Raw genomic sequence first — 21,094 nt, 5'->3', positions numbered from 1 at the left:
GATTAACGGTGTGCCTGCAGACAGACAGACACGGACTCCGCGTAGCGTAGCGCGTGGGGCTTGTCGATTTCCACCTCGGCCCACTGGACCGCCTCGTGTTCCATGACAATGGTCAGGACCTCGTGGGTCAGGCGTTCCAGCAGGGCGAAGCGATTGCCATCCACGTGGTGAATGATCTGCTTGGTGATGGTGCGATAGTTGAGGGCGGCAGAGATTTCATTCCGGTTTACCGCCTCAGAGGCATCGTAAGTCAGCGCGACGTTAATCAACACGTCCTGCTGATTATTGATTTCTTCTTCCTTGATGCCGATGTAGGCCCTGAGAAGAAGATCCTTGATGCGGACTTTTGCCAGGTGATTCCCGTTGACGTCTGTCATGCGCCCTCCCTCGGGTCAGATAGTTCAGCGATTGTTACTGATCAGCGTCAGAAACTCTGTGCGGGTCGCCTGGGATTTGCGGAACTGCCCCAGCATCATCGAGGTTTTCATGCGGGAATTCTGTTTCTCCACGCCCCGCATCATCATGCACATGTGCTGGGCTTCGATGACAACGGCCACGCCCTTGGCGCCCGTGACGCTCTCAACAGCTTCGGCAATCTGTCGGGTCAGGTTTTCCTGGATCTGCAGACGGCGGGCGTACATGTCGACGATGCGGGCAAACTTGGACAGGCCCAGTACCTTGCCAGCGGGCAGGTAGGCAATGTGGCACTTGCCGATGAACGGCAGCATATGGTGCTCACACATGCTGTAGAGTTCGATATCCTGAACCACGACCATTTCATCCATGGCCGATTCGAATACCGCATTGTTCACCAGGTCGCCAAGGTCCTGCTGGTACCCGCACGTGAGGAACTGCATGGCCTTGGCCGCGCGCATTGGAGTGTCTTGCAGACCCTCGCGATCCGGGTCTTCGCCCAGGCCATCGATGATGGCACGGAAGTGCCCTGAGAGGTCGTCAAGGAGTTTACTCATAGTCTTTTCCGGTTAGCAGTGTCTTACGAGGGCCAAAGCTTAAGGCAATTTGCCCGCCATCTCTACGCTTTACGCAGGCATCGTCGGAAAAGACCACTTTGGCCGCCACGCCCAATGGTATGGGCGGTGGGGCTATGGCAGTGGCGGCCGGTTTGTTCTACAGTTTCAGGCTATCAATGTTCGTCGGGGACAATGCATGGATGAGGTGATGCCGACCGTTGGTGGGGTTTCCGCCGCGGGGCGCGAGGAAGGCACCCTAGAAGGGTGGCAACATGGAGGTAAGTGGTTCAGTTTCGAGGGACATGCCATCTTCAGCCGGATGGCAGGCTCGGGAGAACCGCTGGTGCTGATCCATGGATTTCCCACTGCCAGCTGGGACTGGAATCGACTCTGGCCGATGCTGATTCAGCAGCACAACGTGCTGGCCCTGGACATGCTGGGCTTTGGCTTTTCCGATAAACCCGCCGATTACGATTACAGCATTGAAGACCAGGCGGATCTGTTTCAGGGCTGGATTGAGGGTCTGGGTCTGCCGTCCGTGCACCTTCTGGTTCATGACTACGGGTGCAGTGTTGCCCAGGAGCTTCTGGCGAGGGAGCAAGAGGACCTGCTGCCATTCCGGATTGCGAGTGTCTGTTTCCTCAACGGCGCCCTTTTCCCCGAGGTCCACAATCCCCTGCTTATTCAGAAGCTGCTGGGGAGCCCCTTTGGCGGGCTGATCAGCCGAGGCCTGACCCGACGCAGTTTCGAGCGAAACTTCCGCCGGTTATTCGGAAGCCAGAATCCGCCTGATCGACAGGATATGGAGGATTTCTGGCACCTGCTGACCTACAACAACGGCCGGGGCATCCTGCATCATCTGATCCAGTTCATGGAAGAACGACGCTGTCACCGCAACCGGTGGGTTGGCGCGCTGCAGAAGGCAACGCAGCCGATGCGATTGATTTCGGGTACCGCCGATCCGGTCTCGGGTGCCGGCATGGTCAGACGCTACAGGGAACTGATGCCCGATGGTGATGTGGTCACCCTCAGGAATATCGGGCACTACCCCCATCTGGAGTGCCCCTGGGAAGTTTTCAGTGCCTATCGGGAGTTTCGCAAGCGCTGCGAGGGATAACCCCCGGGGCGGGCTTTCCTTAGCCCGATGCGGAATCGGGCATATCCTCGGCACCCCGGCCTACAACCGGTAGCGGCCGGGCCGCGTTGACGACCTGGTTGCGACCCCGGGATTTTGCTTCGTAAAGCGCCTGGTCCGCCCGGTTCAGCCAGACTGACCAGGTCTCACCCTTGCTGACCTCGGCGACACTGGCACTGGCGGTTACCTTGATATCTTCCTGGAATGGCCGTGCGCTGATGCTGGTCAAAAGCTGATTCGCCAGCACATCGGCATCTTTCTGGCGGGTTTCCGGCAGAACGATCATGAACTCCTCACCACCAATCCGGAACAGCTGATCGCTCTCGCGCAGGCGGGATCTCAGGCGCAGTGCCATTTCCGTGAGCACCTTGTCGCCGGCCAGATGACCCCACTGATCGTTGATCGTCTTGAAGTAGTCAAGGTCCAGCAGAATCAGGCTGGAGACCCGCTCATACCGCTCCCGCATCTGAATCTGACCGTTGAGGATGTCAGCCAGTTGCGAACGGTTCAGACAGCCGGTCAGGGGATCGGTGGTTGCCAGTCGCGTGAGTTCCTGCTGAAGCTTGCCCACCAGCCAGGCGAAAATCATGGCAAACAGGCACGTGAGGCCCAGCGAAAAGGTTATCCGCCAGAAGTCGGCCTCGGGAAATCGTAAAAAGGACACGACGGCCATAACGACAACGAAAACAATGTTACTTCCAATCGCCTCCCTGAGCGGTAACAGGAAAAACAGGGCCGTGGCGGCAGGATAGGCCCAGTAGAGGCCGGCGTGGCCATTGATGTGTGTCGAATACGCGGCACAAACTACAGCGAACAGGGGAAACAGACGGCCTTTCAGAAAATAAGTGCCGCGGAACCTCAGAAAAGCGATGACCAGAAGGGCATTGGCGCCAAAGAGAACCAACAGTGCAGACAGCAGATAATGGGATTGCTGCCACTGCACCATTACAAGGGGCGCTACCGCGATGAACGCCCAGAAATGCAGGTGATAGACCAACTGGCGCTTGAACCCCAGCACCGCGAGTGTCGGGTTGGTGGCAAGGGTGGAGGGTGGTACCGAAAAATTCACAGCATACTCCTGCTGTCTGAGTCCTATCCGCCCGCGTCCGGTGCCGGGACAGTCTTGAAGTCTAGCATGGCCGTTCATTTAATGAAGCAGACAGCGCCGTTTATGACCACCATTAGTTTTGTTCAGTTGGCCGCGCCTTGTCCACTTCGTTAAACTCCGCGGGACTGATTCAGGGACACGCCCAGGGACCATCCTATGACTGCTATTCACATCCGAGAACCGGCTCTGACGATCCGGGCAGGCCGGCGCGCGATGCAGCGCCTCAGGGAAACGCCGCTGTCGCCCGAGGATGTGCATGTCATTCCGGGTGCTGCCGGTGGCCCCAAGGCTCTGGGAATAAGTGGCCTGGATAAAGCCATTTTCGGTGACTGGTTGCCAAGGGTTCCGCAGGAGCGATCATTGATCGGCTCGTCGATCGGCAGCTGGCGTTTTGCCGCGGTGGCTTCCTCCGATGACCCGAAAGCCCAGCTTGCCCGGCTGGCAGAACTTTATACCGCACAACGCTTTGCCAAGGGTGTCAGCGCTGCGGAAGTGAGCCGCAAGAGCGTGCTGTTTCTGGAAGAGCTGCTCGGTGGGCGGGAAGACGCCATTCTGAACCACCCATGGTACCGACTGAACGTTGTGGTCGTTCGCAGCCTTGGCATGCTGGCGGAAGACGCCCGGGGCCGGCTGGGGCTCGGCCTTATGGGCGCGATCAGCGCCAACATGGTCAGTCGTCGTCATCTGGGCAGGTTCATGGAGCGGGGGATCATCCATGACGCCCGCCTGAAAGCGCCTGTGTCCAAACTGGTGGATTTTCCCAGCCACGAGGTTGCGTTTAACCGCGATAACCTGTTGCCTGCTCTCCTGGCCTCCGCATCTATCCCCCTGGTGATGTCCGGTGTCCGCAATATCCCCGGCGCGCCCGAGGGTGTCTATCGAGACGGTGGTTTGCTGGACTACCACCTGGATCTGCCTTACCAGCAGCCTGGCGTGGTGCTCTACCCGCATTTCACCGATAAGGTGGTTCCCGGCTGGTTCGACAAGTCCCTGCCCTGGCGGCGGGGCGACGCCTCCCGGTTGCAGGACGTGCTGCTGGTTGCGCCATCAAGAAGCTATCTGGAGTCCCTGCCTGACCGCAAGCTCCCGGACCGGAAGGATTTCGAGCGCTATGCCGGTGACGATGCCGGCCGGGAACGGGCCTGGCGTTCGGCGATTGCCGAGAGTGATCGCCTTGGCGATGAGTTTATGGAACTCACGGAAACCCGGCGCCTGCCCGATGTCATCAGGCCGCTCTGAACACAGGGCTTCCGAAAGAGTGACTATACTGGTGCAGTAAAGTCACGAATCGGGGAATACGTTATGTCGGATGAAAAACCGGTGGTCGCCAGCAAGACACCGTTCTCTGTGATGGTTGAGGCGGGCAAGAACTACTTCTGGTGTGCCTGTGGCCGCAGTGGTAGCCAGCCATTCTGTGACGGTTCCCACAAGGGGACCGGGATAACCCCGATCAAATACGAGGCGGAGAAGAAAGAGTGGGTGTGGTTCTGCGGGTGCAAGCAAACCGGTAACGCCCCTCTCTGCGATGGCAGTCACAAAGCGCTCGAGTAGAGCGCCATTCGCTGCAGGGTGCTCACCCTGAAGCCCGAGAGGCCGTGAACCGGGTCTTTCAGTGCCCGAACCCTGAGTACTACTGGAATCTCCGTCTCCTGGTCACGATGGACCAGGGAAAGGTCAACGCGTTCAATGGAACTGTCACTGCGGGCGGCCGCGAGAGCTCGCCGGAAATTGTCCCGGGACGCCGGTGCAACAAGTTCCTCCAGGGGCTGGTTGACCAGGTCAGCGGGTGCCTGGTCCAGAAGTTCGGCGATTTGCGGTGAAACAAAACCGATCCTGCCTCTTTCGTCCAGTTCCCATATGACCGCACCGGACAGGGCCACCAGATCCCGGCTCCGTTGCTCACTATCGTTCAGTGCCCGCCGAAGTATCGATTTTTCGACCTGAAAGTTGGCGATCTGATGGTCAGCACCAATTTCTCTCTGTTCCAGACCACGAATGTGAAGTGTTTGCCGGTGTAGCCGTCGGTTCAGCACCAGGGTGAGGGCGGCCGCGAACACCGACAGGGCTGCACCGGCGATCCAGACGGTTCGTCGGGAGGCTTGGGCGACCGCTTCAAGTCCCTCTGGCGACGGTACGGTCGTGAGTATCCAGTTCTGATCCATTGGCGAAACTTCGGTACGCAGCGCCCGTGTCGGGTCCACCGAACCGTTGGTGCCCAGTTCCAACAGCGGCATCTTGGTATGTCGTTCAAGGGTGTCGATGCGCAGTCCGAGAGAATCCGGCAGGGTGTCACTGAACAAGGCCTGGAGCCAGGCAGACACGGGTTGGTTGTGGTCGCCCACCATAGACTGGTCCGGAACGTTGGCCAGCAGATGATTCACCAGGGCCTGATGCTGGGCGTGATATCGCGCTTCGGCAAGCGCCATGGCCCGACGCGCTTCAATGTTTGCAGTAATTCCGGTTACCAGCAGGCCGGCGGCGACCAGAAGCAGGGGAATCCAGATTCCTGGCCATAAGACCGGTCTGCGGAAACGGGCTGGAGTCGAGCTTTCCATGCCGGGCGTCCTTTGCGGCTGGGTCTGTACCCTCAGAACAGACCGACGTTACTCCTATACTCTAGTCCAGCTCGTGAAGAGAGGGAAATGCTCAGGTCCGGACTTTGCCAGCTGCGCCGTAGACCAGCAGGAATACGGCAAAAGCCGTAACAACAACGGAAGGGCCGGCCGGTGTGTCCAGGTGCCAGGACAGACTCAGACCGCCGCTCACCGCGACAAACCCGAATCCGACGGCCATGGCCGCCATGATCTCCGGATTGTGGGCCAGGCGCCTGGCGGTTGCCGCAGGAATGATCAGCAGTGCGGTAATCAGCAGCACGCCGACGATTTTCATGGCTACCGCGATGACCAGTGAGAACATCAGCATCAGAACCAGGCGAAGCCGCTCTACGGCAACACCCTCCACCCGGGCGAGTTCTTCGTGAATCGTGCTCATCAGCAACCCCTGCCAGAGCACGGCAAGGAGGATAATGATCAGTGCCGCGCCGCCGTAGATCCACAGCAGGTCTTCACGGCTCATGGCCAGCAGATCCCCGAACAGAAGGCCAGTCAGATCGACGCGGACATCCGGCATGAAGCTCAGGGTTACCAGCCCTATGGCCAGGGCGCTGTGGGCCAGTATGCCCAGCAGGGTATCGGTTGCCAGAGTCCGGGTCCGTGACAGGAGTACCAGTGCCATGGCCAGCACCACACAGGTGATGATCACACCAAGGTTCAGCGGTACGCTGATCAGGAAGCTCAGGGCGATGCCGAGCAAGGCCGAGTGTGCCAGGGTATCGCCAAAATAGGCCATTCGTCGCCAGACCACGAAACAGCCCAATGGCCCGGCTACCAGGGCCACGCCGAGTCCGCCGATCAGGGCGCGCCAGAAGAAATCGTCCAGAATTGCGTCAATGATGGGCATGGTCACATTCCGTGTGTCTGCCCTCGACAACATCCCCGTGCAGATCGTGGCTGTGGTTGTGGTGATGATGATAGACCGCGAGGGACTCTGCCACGGGGCGACCGAATGTTTCGATGAAAGCCGGGTCGTGGGAGATGTCCTCGGGATAACCGCTGCAGCAGACATGCTGGTTCAGGCAGATAACCTTGTCGGTTGCTGCCATGACGAGGTGCAGGTCGTGGGAGATCATGATAACACCGCAGTTCAGGTCATCCCTTAGCTGGCGTATCAGATCATACAATGACGCCTGGCCATTGATGTCGACGCCCTGGGCGGGCTCATCAAGGACCAGAAGGTCCGGTTTGCGGGCCAGGGCCCGGGCCAGCAACAGCCTCTGCTTCTCTCCCCCGGAGAGGTGGTGCACGGAGGCATGCAGCAGGTGTCCGACGCCGGTGCGGGCAAGGGCAGACTCACATTCCGCGAGGGACTGGCCGCTGAGCAGCATGAACCGCTTGACGCTCAGAGGCAGTGTGGCCTCCAGCGTCAGATGCTGCGGGACGTACCCGATCACCAGGTTCTTTTTCAGGGACACCTGACCCTCAGACACTTTCTGGATGCCGAGTACGGCCTTGATCAGTGTCGTCTTGCCTGCCCCGTTTGGACCAATGATGGTGATGATATCGCCACGGTGAATCTTCAGGTTGACCTGATCAACCACGGGGCGTTCGTCAAACCGGACAGTGAGGTTCTCCAGGTTGACCAGAGGATCAGTCATGGCCGGGCTCCGACTGGCATCGGGGGCAAAGGCCGGCAATTTCAAGCGTCGTGGTCTCGGGCCGGAAGCCTTCGCCGGATGCGGCTTTACGAACCTCTGTTGACACCTCTGGAGCGGTCAGTTCGAGCACATTGCCGCAGGCGCGACAGATCAGAAACATACCGGTGTGGCTTTCACCCGCGTGGGTACAGCCGATAAAGGCGTTGAGCGACGCGATGCGGTGCACCAGCCCATGCTGCTGAAGGAAATCCAGTGCGCGGTAAACGGTGGGCGGCGCAGCGTTATGACCATCGGACGACAGCTCCGCCAGCACGTCGTAGGCGCCCAGCGGCTTGTGGGATTGCCAGATCAGCTCCAGAACCCGTTCCCGGATGGGCGTCAGTCGGGCATTCTGCCGCTGGCAAATGGTCCGGGCGTCAGTCAGGGCCTGACTGACACAGGCATCGTGGTTGTGAGGCCGGTAGGGAATAGCACGGGCAGACATGGTCGCAATCCTGCAAAATTTGAAACATTATAACATTTGCAGGGCTGTCTGCCATGTCCGGCAGTGGCACGGGTCAGTGTCGGGACTTTACAACCAGGGATTCCAGAAATTCCAGATTCGGGATCCAGGCATGCTCACCTTCAACCTCGACCTGCATCAGATCCGCCGGCCCCGGTTCACCCTCCAGCTTCCTGACCTGGTCTTCCGCCAAACGGGCCTGGCTGGGAATGCCCTGGGTAACCAGTGCCATAAACGGGACTTCCTTGTGGTGATCGCCGATGGTATTAAGGACCACGATGCGGCCCCGATTATCGCCCGGAACGGTGAGGGCTCCGCCGTTAGCCGCGTCGTATGAAATCACCGGAAGTTGCAGGCCCCGCCAGTCAAGGTAGCCAACCAGCCATTCCGGCGTGTTCGCGCCGGCATCAGCGCTGGCATAGTCGACCACTTCCGCAATCGAGACGTTGGGCAGCAACAGTTGCCGTCCGCTCATGGGAATCATGACGCAGGAGAGGGATTGGCTGTTGTCATTCATTGCGTGTTACCTCAGGCGGAGTCCCGTTTCTGCCGGCTCTTGAGCAGGCAGGATTCTTCGATGGTTTTTACCAGTTCCCGTGCCAGCTGCTCCGGGGTGCCACAGAAACCGCTGCAACCGGTGGCGGCGACGGATTCGGGCATAGAGCTATTGCCGCAGCTTGTGCTCTCCTGGACCCAGATCCGGCTACCGTAGGCTTTCAGTAAAGGCGCTGCAATAGCGCCATCATTACCCATGCCGGAAAAAAGAATAGCATGGCAGCGCTGGCCGTAATGATCCGCGACGTTAAGCAGGACCTGATCAATGGAAGGGCCATAGGGCCCCGGCCAGGCATTGCTGGTTTCGGTGAGGGCTCCGTGCTCTTTCAGCTTCCATTCGTGCTCCACCGGCATCAGCACCACATCACCATTCTTGACCCGATAACCTTCCTCGGCTCGCTTGAGCTGGTAATGGGCGTGGCGACCCAGTACCCGCGTAAGAACCTCTGTGAAGTTCCCATCTATGTGCTGGGCGTAGATGAAACCCACGGGCAGGTTCGGCGGCAGGTGGTCCAGAAATGTCTTAACCGCCGCCGGCCCTCCCAGTGAAGCGCCCAGAATCCAGACTTCCTCGGCCACCGAACCGGGTACGGCAGGCGTTATCCAGTGAGGCAGTCCAGGCGATGGTGCTGGTGCCGGCGTTTCCTGCTCCAGTTCTGCCAGAGTGGCTTCTGAGTCCAGCTCTTCCAGGTGTCCCAGTTGCTGCTCAAGTTTGCCCAGTAAACGTCGTTCCCAGCGAAAATACTCGGTACTTCCCGGCTTGGGTGCTTCATCCAATCCGAACAGTACCGGTGCGTCGGTATTTTCAAGCAGGTGATCGAACAGTAACGGGTGATCTGCCTCGTCTTCGAGGGTAACCAGCCAGAGGCTGGCATCCGGGAACTCCGGGTAGCCCAGCAAACGCTCGGGATCCCCGGAAAAACGCACCTCCAGACCGAACTTTGATGTCGCGGCCTGCAGTCGGTGTCGCTGCAGAACCACATCCGAGACGATCCCGACCCTTGGCCGGCCAGTCTGGCCGGCCATCACTGACGTCCGGTCAGCCGCTCAATAGTCTCAAGCAACTCGGTTTCCTGGAACGGCTTGCCGAGATACTCGTTCACACCAATAGCCAGCGCGCGTTCTCGGTGTTTCTCGCCGGTCCGTGAGGTGATCATGCAGATCGGAATTTCCCGCAGGCTGTCGTCGTGGCGCACGAAGCTGGCAACCTCGAAACCATCCATCCTCGGCATTTCGATATCCAGCAGGATGATGTCCGGTTTGTGATCCTGCAGTTGTGCGACCGCGTCCAGGCCGTCTTTGGCAGTGATGACTTCCATGCCGTTGCGCTCCAGCAGTCGTGAGGTAACCTTCCGTACGGTAACCGAGTCGTCCACCACCATGACCACGGTAGCCTGCTCCTCGTACCGTGCAGACTCGCGGGCTTTCTCGAGATTGGCCAGGCGCTGGCGCTCGGACAGGATGTCGGAACGGATCATCGCAGGCAGGTCGAGAATCACCACCACGTTCCCGTCACCCAGGATGGTGGCACCAGACACACCGCGCACCGAACTGAATTGCGGGCCAAGGGATTTAACAACGATCTCCCGGCTGCCCATCAGGTTGTCCACCTGCAGGGCCATGGGCTGCTCAGCGCCGCGCACCAGAATCACCGGCAGCGGCAGGGCCTGCCCCTGCAGCTTCGGATGGTGATCGCTGTTCAGCAGGCTGCCCAGATACTGGAGCCGGTATTCCTGGCCAGCATATTCGTACATCGGCGCGTCCGGCTTGTAGTATTCCTCAAGCTCGTAGGTGCTGACCCGGACAATACCCTCGATGGTGTTCAGCGGGATCGCGTAGAAATCCTCGCCGGTGGACACCATCAGTGCCCGGTTGACGGAAACCGTGAACGGCAGGCGAACCGTGAAGGTGGTTCCGCGGCCAACGGCGGAATCGATGTCGAGGCTGCCGCCGAGCTGTTTGATCTCGCTGGCAACGACGTCCATGCCCACGCCGCGGCCGGAAATCTGGGTCACCTGCTGGGCGGTGGAGAAGCCGGGTTGCAGGATAAACTGGAGGATTTCCCGCTCGGACAGATCCTCGTCTTCCCGCAGCATGCCCTGACGGATCGCCTTGTCGCGAATGACCGAAGAGGGAATGCCGGCGCCATCGTCGATCATCCTCAGGACAACGTCGCCACCTTCGCGGGTCAGTGACAGTGTGACTTCGCCGGTCTCCGGCTTGCCGGCTTGCTTACGGTCCGCCGGGCTTTCAATGCCATGGTCCAGGGCGTTCCGGAGCATGTGCTCCAGGGGCGCGATCATGCGCTCCAGGATGTTCCGGTCCATTTCGCCTTCGGCGTTGCGGACATCGAAGTCGACTTTCTTGCCAAGTTCGCCGCTGATCTGGCGAACGATGCGCCGTAGACGGGGCACCATGGAGGCGAACGGAATCATCCGGGTCTTCATAAGACCCTCCTGGAGTTCCGTGTTGATCCGGGACTGCTGCACCAGCAGGGTTTCGGTGTCCCGTACCCGGTCAGACAGGGTTTCCCGTAGGTCTGCAAGGTCCGAGGAGGACTCGGTCAGAGCCCGGGACAGCTGCTGGATGGAGGAGTAGCGGTCCATCTCCAGCGGGTCGAAGTCGTCGCCGTAATCCGGTCCGTGTTCTTTCTCGGCACTGAACAGGATCTGGGCTTCGGTCTCGATTTCCATCCGGCGTAGCTGCTCACGCAGACGCTCGATGGTTGCGGCCATTTCGTCCAGGGTATGGCCAAAATCGCTGGTCTGCTGCTCAAGCCGGCCACGGGTAATACTGGTTTCACCCGCCAGATTGACCAGCTCATCCAAAAGCGGCGCGGACACCCGAATGGTCTCCTGGGCCGCCCGCTGTGCCTCGGCCGCCTGTTTGCGAACCTTGGCCGGCGATTTCCCGGGCTTGGGTGCCGGTGCTACCGGTTTTTCTGCCTGGGCGGGAGGCGTCGGCTCTTCAGGCTTTTTCGGTTTCGGCGCGGCCGGGGCTGGCGCAGGCTGTTCGGCCTTTGCCGAGGACACACCCATGCCGGACTCATAACCCTTACGAATCTCGGCAACCAGGGAGATGATGGCGTCGTGATCTTCGGTAATGGCCTGCCACTGGGACTCATCCGGGGCATTGCCGCCAAGGTCGATCAGACGTGTCTCAAAGGCGTGGGCCCTGTCCCCAAGCTGGGTCAGCTGGGAGAGGCGAGCGCCGCCTTTCAACGTATGCAATGCACGCTGGGCTTCCTGGTTGAAGGTGTGGTTTGCCGGCTCCTTGCGCCAGTCATCGAGCAGCTGCTCCAGCTGGTCCATGATTTCACCGGCTTCCTCCAGGAAGATTTCCAGTACTTCCGGGTCGATCGCTTCCTGTTGGGACTCTTCTCGGGGAGCAGCGGTCTCTTCGGCGGCCACTTCGTGGGCCACCCGGAAGTCCTCAATCAGGTCCGCATCCGGCTCGGGCTTGCTGCCCTGTTCCAGGCTGTTGAGCATGGTCTTCAGGCTGCCCAATGCCCGGTCGCTGAGCTTCAGCAACGTCTTCTGGTTATTGGACCCGGAGATGAGGGGATCCAGAGCGTCGGACCAGGCTTCTGCCAGGTTGGCAATCGGATCGACGTCAGAAAGCCGTGCGCCACCCTTGAGGGTATGCAGTTCCTGCTGCAGCTGGGTCAGTCCGGTCAGTTCCTCCGGCTCGTCGCGCCACTGGTCCAGACACTCGCTGATGGCGTCGTAGATTTCCAGGCCTTCGTCCAGGAAGATGCCGATCAGGTCATCATCGCTGGCCTGTGTCAGAGTCTCGCTGAGGTCGGGGGCCTCTGCTGACTCCTCGGACGGCGCCGACTCGCCCCGAAGGATGGACTGGACGCGAGCGACCAGCTCCTCCGCCGGTGGGCAAGGCTTCTGCGTCGCCACCTGCTCAACCATTTGCGCCAGCCGGTCATGGCAGGCGAACAAGAGGTCGTTCATGGCGTCGCTGGCTTCCAGCTGGCCCTCTGCAACCTTTTCGAACAGGTCTTCGAGAACGTGGGTCAGGTCGCCAATGGCCTCAACGCCAGCCATCCGGGCGCCACCCTTGAGCGTGTGAACATCCCGTTGCAGTTCCGCGGCAATGCTCCGGTCCGACGGGTCTTCGGTCCAGGTGTGCAGGGCGCTGCCGGTAGAGTTGATCAGGTCGTAGGCTTCTTCCAGGAAAATGCCGACCAGCTCCGGATCCAGGTGCGAGAGATCGGCAACACCGTCTTCCACCTCGCCGGTTTCCGCGGTTTCTGAATCGGAATCGACGGGTTCCTCGACTTCCGGGAGCGGGGCCTGCTCTTCGTCGTTGAAATCCGGTTCTGCTTCTTCTTCAGGGCTCGCAACATTGGTGACCGGGCGTGTTCCGGTGGCGCTGTCGATGTACGCCTGGATTTCGCCAATCAGATCCGGCGCAGGGCGCGGTGGCTCCTTGGCTTCAAGATTCTCGACCATGCCCGCAAGCCGATCGTGGCAGCGGAACAGCAGATCTGAGAGCTCATCATTGATCGATAGCCGCTGCTCGGTCAGTCCCTCAAACAGGTTTTCCAACTCGTGGGAAAGATCGCCTACGGCAGGAATGTCGGCCAGGCGTGCACCACCCTTAAGGGTATGCAGATCCCGCTGCAGCAACCGAAGGATATCCAGGTTTCCGGTATTTTCGCTCCAGCTCTGCAGCGCTTCGGCGGTGCTGTCGATGAGGTCGCGGGCCTCTTCCAGGAAGATCTCCGCAAGCTCCTCGTCCATGTCATCATCGGATTCGGACATTTCCGGCAGCGGCGGTTGTTCGGCCGCCGCTGGTTCTTCATTTGCCGGTACTTCGGTTTCATCCATCTCAAAGCTGAGATCGATTTCCTCGAGTTCACCGGTGAATTCCTGCTCGAAGGCGTCGGGCTCCTGGATTTCTGTGCTCGGAGCCCGTTTCAGGTTTTCGAGCGCGGTAACCATGTCGTCGCTGGATTCCGTGGCAAGCCCGGCAGCCACCTGATCCATCATGTTGATTAGCTGTTCGTGAGCTGCCCGAACGGTCTCGAAAAAGGTTTCGTCCGGCGCTTCATCGTGTCTGGCGGCTTCGTCGTAGGTGTCTTTCAACGCGCTTGAGAGCGCGGCAACGTCGCTGAGCCCGGCTTCTGAGGCGCCGGAGGTCAACTGCTCCAGCTCGGAACGCAACGGGTTCAACGACTCCATCTCGCCGGGATTGTCCGCCCAGTGGTCGAGAATCCGGTCAGCATCCAGAACGATGTCGAGGCCTTCGTTCAGGAACAACTGAACCAGCCGTGACGGTGCCTGCTGCGGATGCTGGCGCGGAGCTTCCTCGCTGTGGCCGCGGAGTGTCTCTTCGGTCAGTTGGTCCAGCTTCTCGAGGAAGGCTTCGGTGCCCGGCAGCGAGGCCTGTGGATTTTCACGGATCTGGGCCAGGCCCTGGGTCAGGAAATCGCAGGCGGATTCGATCAGCGAGAGCACGTCGCGGTTGGCCCGCTTGTTCTGTGCCCGGGATTCCTTGACGAAGCGTTCCAGTGGTGTGATTACAGCAGCAATGGGTGCGATGCCGGCGGTATGGGCGCTGCCTTTGAGTGTATGCAGGGCCCGGGAAAGATCATCGGTGTAGGTAACCGTGGTCTTGTCTCCGGCTGCTGACAGGAAATCCTTCAGCGTCTGCAGATGGGTCTCGGTTTCACTTTCAAAAATATCCAGCAATACCGGGTCGACCGCATCCTCTTCAGTCGTCTCGATCTCTGCGCCTGCAGCGGTGATCTCATCTTCCGCTACGGTTTCGGAGCCGTCCGATTCGGCCGCCGGCATCATGCTGGCATCGGGAATCTCACCGCTGGCCAGGGCGTTGGCGCGGGCTTCGAGGTTGGCGGTATCGAAGGAAGCCGCACGGCGCTTCTCGAAATCGTCGACCAGGGCCGGCAGGCTGGCAGTGACATCCTCCAGAAGACTGGCGATGTCATCGTTCATGAAGATGCTGCCGTCGATAACGCGGTTCAGCATGTTTTCCACGGACCAGGCCAATTCGCCAACAACCAGCGCGCCGACCATACGGCCACTGCCTTTCAGCGTGTGGAAGGCACGGCGAACTTCTGACAGAGCGCTGCGGTCATCGTGCTGGCGCAAAAGCATTGGCAGGTATTCGCGAATGGTGTCCAGCACCTCACCGGCTTCTTCGACGAATATTTCAAGTATTTCATCGTCAATCAGGTCATCGTCATCGGCGGACTCATCCGACACGGCCTCAACGGTGGCTTCTTCAACGATGGATTCCGGGGTTTCCTGCTCTTCTTCTCCCGAGTCGGCGACGGTGTCTTCGACCTCGGGAATGTCCTGCGCCGTCACGGCATCGTCGTCGGTGCGACGGGTGGTTGCCATGGCCTCGGCCCGGTTGATGAGCTCCTCCACGTCGCCTGCGGTCTGGCCGTCCTTGAATTCACGGATCAGTGACGGAATGCGGGCATTGACCTCGTCCACCAGGGTGAACATGTCTTCGGTGGGGCGAATGGTCTGATCGATCACCCGATTCAGCAGGTTTTCCACAGACCATGCCAGCTCGCCGATACTGGTCGCGCCCACAAGTCGTCCGCTGCCCTTGAGCGTATGGAAAGCACGACGAACTTCGGTCAGAGCCTCACGGTCGTCGTGATTCTGGCGCAGACGGGGATAGAATTCATGAATGGTCTCGAGAACCTCTTCGGCTTCCTCAACGAAAATGCCAAGAATTTCGTCGTCCAGGAGCTCCGAATCCGAGCTTTTGGCCTCTTCCGGGGCGGTCGAAACGCTGGCTTCGTCCTGCTCGTAAGACGGTTCAGCGACGGTCTCTTCATGGGCCGTGGTTTCAGTCCAGGTGGGCTCAGCCCCGACCGGGAAGCCGAGGGAAGCGAGACTGTCCTCGGCCACCCGCAGAATCGAATCGTTTTCACCAATCCCCTCAGCGAGGCGCTCCAGGTAATACTCGATGCTGGTAACCGCATCGGCCAGGATGTCGAGCTGCTTCCAGTCAGGAACCTGCTTGCCGTCCAGCAGCACATCGCTGAGGTAGCGCTCTGCCGAGGCCAGCATGCTTGCAACCCGGTCCAGCGGAATCAGGCTGAGGCCGCCGCGAATGCTGTGCAGCAGGCCGGGGACATGCTCGATTTCCCGGGTATCCCATTGCGAGGCAATGAAATTGACGATGGCGGATTTCACCTGCTCCAGAGTGTTCCGTGATTCCCGCAGCAACGCGCCGCTGGCCTCGCCCAGTTCCCGGGAGCCAAGGTTAATCGGTGTATCGGAGGTTTCGTCAGCGGACAACTCCTGCTGACCTTCGCTGTCCAGGCCGGCGAGACTGGCTTCGACGTAAAGCAGTGCGCCGGCGATATCCATCAGCGTGCCATCGTCAACCAGCTCGGCCTGGGCGCTGAGTTTCTCAACCAGTTCGACCTGCTCGGTGATCACTTTCCGCGGTATGCCCAGACCCAGTACAGCCAGGGTATTGGCCACTTGGCGCAGACCCGGCAACAGGTCGTCAAGCTCACTGTTCTGGCGGAGCTCTGAGCGGACAAACAGATCCAGCTGATCCTTCAGTTTCGCCAGCTCTTCATTGAGCGCGCCGACAACGGAATGGATGGCGTCCCTGCCGGGGCCGGAGACACGGGTTCGGGCGGCATCAACATCGTCTTCCGAAGGCAGTGCCTGGTTCAGCTGATAGGCATCCCGCAGGGCATTGACCTGGGGCGAATCCAGATCCCGGGCCCGGGCCACGTAGTAGAGCAGGTGTTTAAGCAGTGCTTCCGGAGCCGGTTGCTGGAGAATGTCCGCATGCTCGTCGGTCAGTCGGCGGATTTCACTGTCCAGTTCCCGAAGCAGGGATTTCACCGCCGCATTCACCGGATTGACGTGTGCCTGCAGTGTTTCCACGAACGCACTGGCTGCTTTCCAGAGCTCGCCCCGGGGCGTCTTCTGGCACAAGCGGATCAGTCGCTGGATCACCTTCTGCATGTACTCGAAATGGGCATCGAGATCCGCTTCCCGGATAACACCGGCCAATGCGAACTGGTACATCTGACGCAGCTTGCGGATGTGGCCCAGAACCGTCGGGTCCTGCAGGCGCTGGGATACCTTACCGGTCACAGTGATGCGTGAGGGGGCCAGATCCGGTTTGAACAGTGAGGTATCAGACAGCAGGGATTCGCCACGGGCGGCACGGAGGTCGTTAAGCAGTGGCAGCAGCACCATCGGAAAATCGTCCTGGCTGCTGGCCAGATGCTCGAGGTACTGGGGCAACTGCAGGATGGCCTGCATCAGGACTTCAACGGCTTCGTCGGTATTGGCAACGGTTTCGTTGAGTACGGCCTGGGTGAGCTTTTCCATCTCCTCGGTGAGCAGGGCTGCACCGTAGAGCTCGACCATTTGCAGGGTGCCATGTACCTGATGGAGATAATTCAGGCAGAAGCGCAGGCGCGCGGTGTCGTCACGATTCTCGACATACGCTTCCAGTGCATGCTGACCCTGGGTCAGCGTGTCCTGTATCTCTCCCCGAACCCAGTCGAGGGCGATGCTGTCATGGTGATTGCCCATAACCACTCCGGTTATTCTTCGTCAGTCTGGCGTTTGATCCACGCCAGCACATGTTCCGAGGGGACTCTCTGTAACCCTGGAGGCTGCCAGTCGGTCAGCTCTCCCTGGCCCAGTACCAGCAACCCCCCGGGCGCCAGCCGCTCTGCAAGTCGCTTGACAATTTCCCGCCGGCGCCAGCGACGGAAATAAATCAGCAGATTCTGGCAGAAGATAATGTTCATCCCGTGCATGGGTGCTTTATCCAGGTCCAGAACATTCAGTCTGGTAAAGCACACCCTGTCGCGGATGCTGTTCACGATTTCTACGGTGTTCCGCTCGGCCGGGCGGAAATACCGTGCTTTCATTTCCTCGTCCATTCCCAGCAGTTTGCGGGGATTGAACTGACCGTTCCGGGCCTTCTCGATCACCGGCTTGCTGATATCAGAGCCGGTGACACCGAACAGAGGCTGCAATGCCAGTTGCTCCATGCATTCATTCAGCACCATGGCCAGGGTGTAGGGCTCTTCCCCGGTGGAACATCCGACACTCCAGGCCTCCAGGGGGCGCTTTTTCAGCTGTTCCCGCGGCCGTGTCAGGACATAGTCGGATACCAGCCGGAAAGCGTCGGGATCCCGGAAGAACCGGGTTTCCTGGACAGTGAGCCGGTCCACCAGCGTTGACCATTCCCTGATTGCATCCGGCCCGGATACGATCTTTTCGTAATAGGCCTGATAGCTGCTGCAGCCGATTTCCCGCATCCGGATGCCAAGGTTCGTTTCCAGAAACGAACGGCGCTCGGAAGACAGGGTGATCCCGGTTCGGTGTTCCAGCAGGGTTTGCCACTGGCTGAACTGCGCCTCGTCCATATCCGGGAGTCGACGCAGTGACCAGATGCCCTCGGCAGGTGACAGGTTGTTATGCATTTGCGCCATAAACCGTCAACAGCCCTGGAACGGAAATCAGCCCACCACCGGAACGTCGCTGTCTTCCTCTTCCTCGTAATCCGCCGCTTCTTCTTCCGGCAGAGTAAAGCCGGCAACGGAGGACCGAAGCTCGGACGCCATTTCTGCCAGGTTACCGATAGACTTCGCAGTCGCGTTGGTACCGGAAGACGTCTGGGACGTGATTTCCTGGATAACGTTCATGGTGTTGGAAATGTGCGCCGCCGACGAAGACTGCTGACGTGCAGCGTTGGAGATGTTCTGGATCAGTTCCGCCAGAGACATGGATACGTTCTCGATTTCCTCGAGGGCGATACCCGCGTCCTGGGCCAGACGGGCACCACGGACCACCTCGGCGGTGGTGTGTTCCATGGAGATAACGGCTTCGTTGGTGTCCGACTGGATCGTCTTAACCAGCGCTTCAATCTGCTTGGTCGCTGCAGAGGAGCGTTCCGCCAGTCGCTGTACTTCGTCCGCAACAACCGCGAAGCCCCGGCCAGCGTCACCGGCCATGGAGGCCTGGATCGCCGCGTTCAGGGACAGGATGTTGGTCTGGTCGGCGATGTCGTTGATCAGGGATACGATGTCACCGATTTCCTGGGAAGATTCACCCAGACGCTTGATCCGTTTGGAGGTTTCCTGGATCTGCTCACGGATGTTGTCCATGCCGCGGATGGTGTTCTGTACCACTTCCGCGCCTTTCTTCGCGATCGCAACCGACCGCTCCGCAACCGCGGAGGACTCGGCAGCGTTCGAGGATACCTGGTCGATGGACACGGCCATCTCGTTCACCGCGGCGGAGGCGCCGGCGATTTCCTGGGCCTGGTGCTCGGAAGCATCGGCAAGATGCATCGCAGTGGCCTGGGTTTCCTGAGCCGCTGACGCTACTCGTACGGCAGTACCACGAATCGCCTGTACCAGTCCGCGCATCTGGTCGATCGCGTAGTTGATGGAGTCGGCGATGGCACCGGTGAAGTCCTCGGTTACCGTGGCCTCGGTGGTCAAGTCACCATCAGCCAGGTCGGCCAGTTCGTCCAGCAGTCGCAGGATCGCGTTCTGGTTCTGCTCGTTCTGCTCTTGCGTAGTAGCCAGTCGGGCCTGGGCTTCGCGGTAAAGGGCCAGACCGATAAACACAACAATGGCAACCATGGCGGCCAGGATCGCGAAGGCCAGGGTAGGGCTGACCAGACGTGAGCCGGACTGGGTCCGGAAGTTCTCGGCCAGTACAGACAGTTCGGAAAGCAGGATCTCGGAATTCTGGAAGATGTCGCTGGCAGCAGTACGAACCTTGAAGAGGTCGGGAGAAGCTTCAAGGATTGCGTCTACGTTCTGGGAAACGAACTGGAACAGTTCATCGACAGCTTCAAGGCCGTAGATGGCGTCTTCGTCATTTACCTGAGAGATCCCCATGGCCGGGTTGCCGTTCAGCTGGCCTTCAAGCACTCGCCCGAACAGGCTCGCGTCACGACCGAAACGGTCCGCGGCGATAACCGCGTCTTCGTCACCGGAGAGTACGTTGTTGACCGAGCGAACAATCCGCTCCGCCAGGAGTGACTGACGCTGGGCCAGTGCGATCTGTTCGGCGGGTGCGTCGTTGTCGAGCAGGATTTGTACGATATCGTCGTACTCAACCTGCAGCTGCGGAATGGTTTCGTTCAGAGTCCGGGCAACCTCGTGGAGACCGAGCACCGCATCCTGGGTGGAGAGGATGCTGTCGGCGTTTTCCCGCACGGTGTTCCAGTTTTCCTGAACGCCACTCTGCTGGGCCAGTTCACTCGGCGGCAGACCGGTTTCCGGATTACCCTCGGTTACGTTGGTCCAGAGCTGCTGGAATTCGTCACGGGAGCGGCGCAGCTGGTTGAAGGCCTCGGCGGTACCGCCGGCAGCCTCGGTCGCGTTCTTCGCAATCTCCTGAGAGAGCACTCTCAGTTCGGCGGTGTTGGCGATGTATTCCTGATCGTTCTGGCTGTCTGCATTGATAACGAACAGCACCACAACGAGCAGGATAGTGAGTGCGATCAGCGCGGCGATCAGGCCGGCAACCAGCTTGTTGCCTCCCTGTCCCATACTGAGTCTTCCGGCTCTGTTCTTCATTTTCTGGCTCCCGGCCTCTTCAAGAAATTGGCAAGTTTGTTTTTTCGGGTTTCAGGCGGTCAGGGTGATGTTCCTGCCATTGTCACCACCCTTACCACTGTGCGACGTCAAGAAATCGTTCGTCCTCGAGCAGATCGACGGCCGAAAACACTTTCCAGACTTCTTCGTTGCGTTCATAACCGCCTGAGACAAACGGTCGAACGTTTTCAGGCACGCCCTCGGGCGAATCCTTGAAACTGTCAGTTGCGAAATACTGCATGCCCAGCACACTATCGACTACCAGCCCGCTGAAAATGTCACCCTGCTCTACCACCAGCACGCGCCGTTCCCGCTGGCTACGGGAAGAGCGGGGAATATCGAAAAAGCCGGCAAGATCAACCAGGGGCAGGAGGCGGCCGCGAACATTGGCCGCGCCAAGCAAAAACGGGCGAACCCCCGGTATATGGGTAAACCGGGGGACGTGGAGGATTTCAGTGACTTCGCCCATGGGGGCAACGTACCGTTCGCCTGCGAGAACGAAGCCGATGCCGTTCCACAGTTCAACGGCTTGCTGTTGTTCCGGCAGGCCGGCAGCCAGCGACCGGCTGCGCGCGGCGATATCCGTCAGAACGGCAAAAGGGGCGGCCTGGGGGGCGGACATGCTTACTCCACGGTTGGGGATCAGGCAATCAGACTGTTGATTGTTTTGATCAGGTCGTCTTCGTTAACCGGCTTGACCAGGTAACCCTTGGCGCCCTGTCGGGTGCCCCAAACTCGGTCAGTTTCCTGGTCCTTGGTGGTTACGATGACGACCGGGATGGATGCGGTTTCCGGGGCGCGGGTCAGTTGGCGGGTTGCCTGAAAGCCGTTCAGGCCCGGCATAACCACATCCATCAGAACCAGGTCCGGGGTCTCTGCACGAGCTTTGGCAACGCCGTCTGCGCCGTTGTCAGCTGTAAGCACCTCGTGCTTATGCTTTTCCAGGATCGTGGAGATTTTCTTAACCTCGGTAGGGGAATCGTCAACAATAAGAATGCGGGCCATGGTTTCCTCGAT

17 protein-coding genes are annotated in these 21,094 nt (G+C 59.7%); 3 read left to right on the top strand and 14 right to left on the bottom strand.

What is annotated here, in order from left to right; genetic code table 11:
- Positions 1–2: 2 nt before the first annotated feature.
- Together folX and folE are read right to left on the bottom strand one after the other, a co-directional pair.
- Positions 3–377 (bottom strand): dihydroneopterin triphosphate 2'-epimerase, encoded by a 375-nt coding sequence (gene folX, locus AC5JQH_RS08930; protein ID WP_053113274.1) that lies wholly within the window; start codon positions 375–377, stop codon positions 3–5.
- A 24-nt stretch (positions 378–401) separates the two neighbouring features.
- Positions 402–971: a GTP cyclohydrolase I FolE gene (gene folE / locus AC5JQH_RS08925; RefSeq protein WP_008172758.1), complete on the bottom strand. Its 570-nt coding sequence runs from the start codon at positions 969–971 to the stop codon at positions 402–404.
- Positions 972–1,167: 196 nt separating this feature from the next.
- Here folE and AC5JQH_RS08920 point away from each other — a divergent pair, with 196 nt between their 5' ends.
- Positions 1,168–2,088: an alpha/beta fold hydrolase gene (locus AC5JQH_RS08920; RefSeq protein ID WP_008172759.1), complete on the top strand. Its 921-nt coding sequence runs from the start codon at positions 1,168–1,170 to the stop codon at positions 2,086–2,088.
- Between the two features lie 19 nt (positions 2,089–2,107).
- Here the strand turns inward: AC5JQH_RS08920 and AC5JQH_RS08915 are convergent, their stop codons facing one another.
- Positions 2,108–3,175 (bottom strand): GGDEF domain-containing protein, encoded by a 1,068-nt coding sequence (locus AC5JQH_RS08915; protein WP_008172761.1) that lies wholly within the window; start codon positions 3,173–3,175, stop codon positions 2,108–2,110.
- A gap of 195 nt (positions 3,176–3,370) precedes the next feature.
- Here AC5JQH_RS08915 and AC5JQH_RS08910 point away from each other — a divergent pair, with 195 nt between their 5' ends.
- Together AC5JQH_RS08910 and AC5JQH_RS08905 are read left to right on the top strand one after the other, a co-directional pair.
- The gene (locus tag AC5JQH_RS08910) at positions 3,371–4,453 is read left to right on the top strand and encodes a patatin-like phospholipase family protein (protein WP_053113273.1); all 1,083 of its coding nucleotides are present in this window, start codon (positions 3,371–3,373) and stop codon (positions 4,451–4,453) included.
- Positions 4,454–4,516: 63 nt separating this feature from the next.
- Positions 4,517–4,765 carry a CDGSH iron-sulfur domain-containing protein gene (locus tag AC5JQH_RS08905; RefSeq protein ID WP_008172764.1) on the top strand — a complete coding sequence of 83 codons (249 nt, stop codon included), beginning with the start codon at positions 4,517–4,519 and terminating at the stop codon, positions 4,763–4,765.
- On the opposite strand, the gene AC5JQH_RS08900 is transcribed toward AC5JQH_RS08905, so the two are convergent.
- The 11 genes from AC5JQH_RS08900 to pilH all read right to left on the bottom strand — a co-directional run bounded on the left by AC5JQH_RS08900 (position 4,747) and on the right by pilH (position 21,082).
- The gene (locus AC5JQH_RS08900; protein ID WP_008172765.1) at positions 4,747–5,769 is read right to left on the bottom strand and encodes a PAS domain-containing protein; all 1,023 of its coding nucleotides are present in this window, start codon (positions 5,767–5,769) and stop codon (positions 4,747–4,749) included. The two genes, AC5JQH_RS08905 and AC5JQH_RS08900, sit on opposite strands and share 19 nt — an antisense overlap.
- Positions 5,770–5,860: 91 nt before the next feature.
- Positions 5,861–6,673, bottom strand: a complete 813-nt coding sequence (znuB, locus tag AC5JQH_RS08895; RefSeq protein WP_008172766.1) for a zinc ABC transporter permease subunit ZnuB — start codon at positions 6,671–6,673, stop codon at positions 5,861–5,863.
- Entirely contained in the window at positions 6,660–7,427 is a 768-nt protein-coding gene (gene znuC, locus AC5JQH_RS08890; RefSeq protein ID WP_008172767.1) for a zinc ABC transporter ATP-binding protein ZnuC, read from the bottom strand. The genes znuB and znuC overlap by 14 nt, the downstream gene beginning before the upstream one ends.
- Entirely contained in the window at positions 7,420–7,911 is a 492-nt protein-coding gene (locus AC5JQH_RS08885; protein ID WP_008172768.1) for a Fur family transcriptional regulator, read from the bottom strand. The genes znuC and AC5JQH_RS08885 overlap by 8 nt, the downstream gene beginning before the upstream one ends.
- Positions 7,912–7,984: 73 nt before the next feature.
- Positions 7,985–8,446 (bottom strand): chemotaxis protein CheW, encoded by a 462-nt coding sequence (locus AC5JQH_RS08880; RefSeq protein WP_008172769.1) that lies wholly within the window; start codon positions 8,444–8,446, stop codon positions 7,985–7,987.
- 11 nt (positions 8,447–8,457) lie between these two features.
- The gene (locus AC5JQH_RS08875; protein WP_493805498.1) at positions 8,458–9,510 is read right to left on the bottom strand and encodes a chemotaxis protein CheB; all 1,053 of its coding nucleotides are present in this window, start codon (positions 9,508–9,510) and stop codon (positions 8,458–8,460) included.
- Entirely contained in the window at positions 9,510–17,045 is a 7,536-nt protein-coding gene (locus tag AC5JQH_RS08870) for a hybrid sensor histidine kinase/response regulator (protein WP_493805497.1), read from the bottom strand. Before AC5JQH_RS08870 ends, AC5JQH_RS08875 begins: the two co-directional genes overlap by 1 nt.
- A gap of 11 nt (positions 17,046–17,056) precedes the next feature.
- On the bottom strand, positions 17,057–17,956 hold the full coding sequence (locus tag AC5JQH_RS08865) for a CheR family methyltransferase (RefSeq protein WP_039881965.1): 900 nt from the start codon (positions 17,954–17,956) through the stop codon (positions 17,057–17,059).
- A gap of 27 nt (positions 17,957–17,983) precedes the next feature.
- A complete protein-coding gene (locus tag AC5JQH_RS08860; RefSeq protein WP_273070353.1) occupies positions 17,984–20,059 on the bottom strand; it encodes a methyl-accepting chemotaxis protein in 2,076 nt (691 codons plus the stop codon).
- Between the two features lie 91 nt (positions 20,060–20,150).
- Positions 20,151–20,699: a chemotaxis protein CheW gene (locus AC5JQH_RS08855; RefSeq protein ID WP_288367106.1), complete on the bottom strand. Its 549-nt coding sequence runs from the start codon at positions 20,697–20,699 to the stop codon at positions 20,151–20,153.
- 20 nt (positions 20,700–20,719) lie between these two features.
- Entirely contained in the window at positions 20,720–21,082 is a 363-nt protein-coding gene (gene pilH / locus AC5JQH_RS08850) for a twitching motility response regulator PilH (RefSeq protein ID WP_011787171.1), read from the bottom strand.
- Positions 21,083–21,094 lie beyond the last annotated feature (12 nt).

Source organism: Marinobacter sp. H13 (assembly GCF_059072335.1).
The sequence above is the reverse complement of the archived record's forward strand: the minus strand, read 5'-3'. Positions and strand labels throughout refer to the sequence as shown.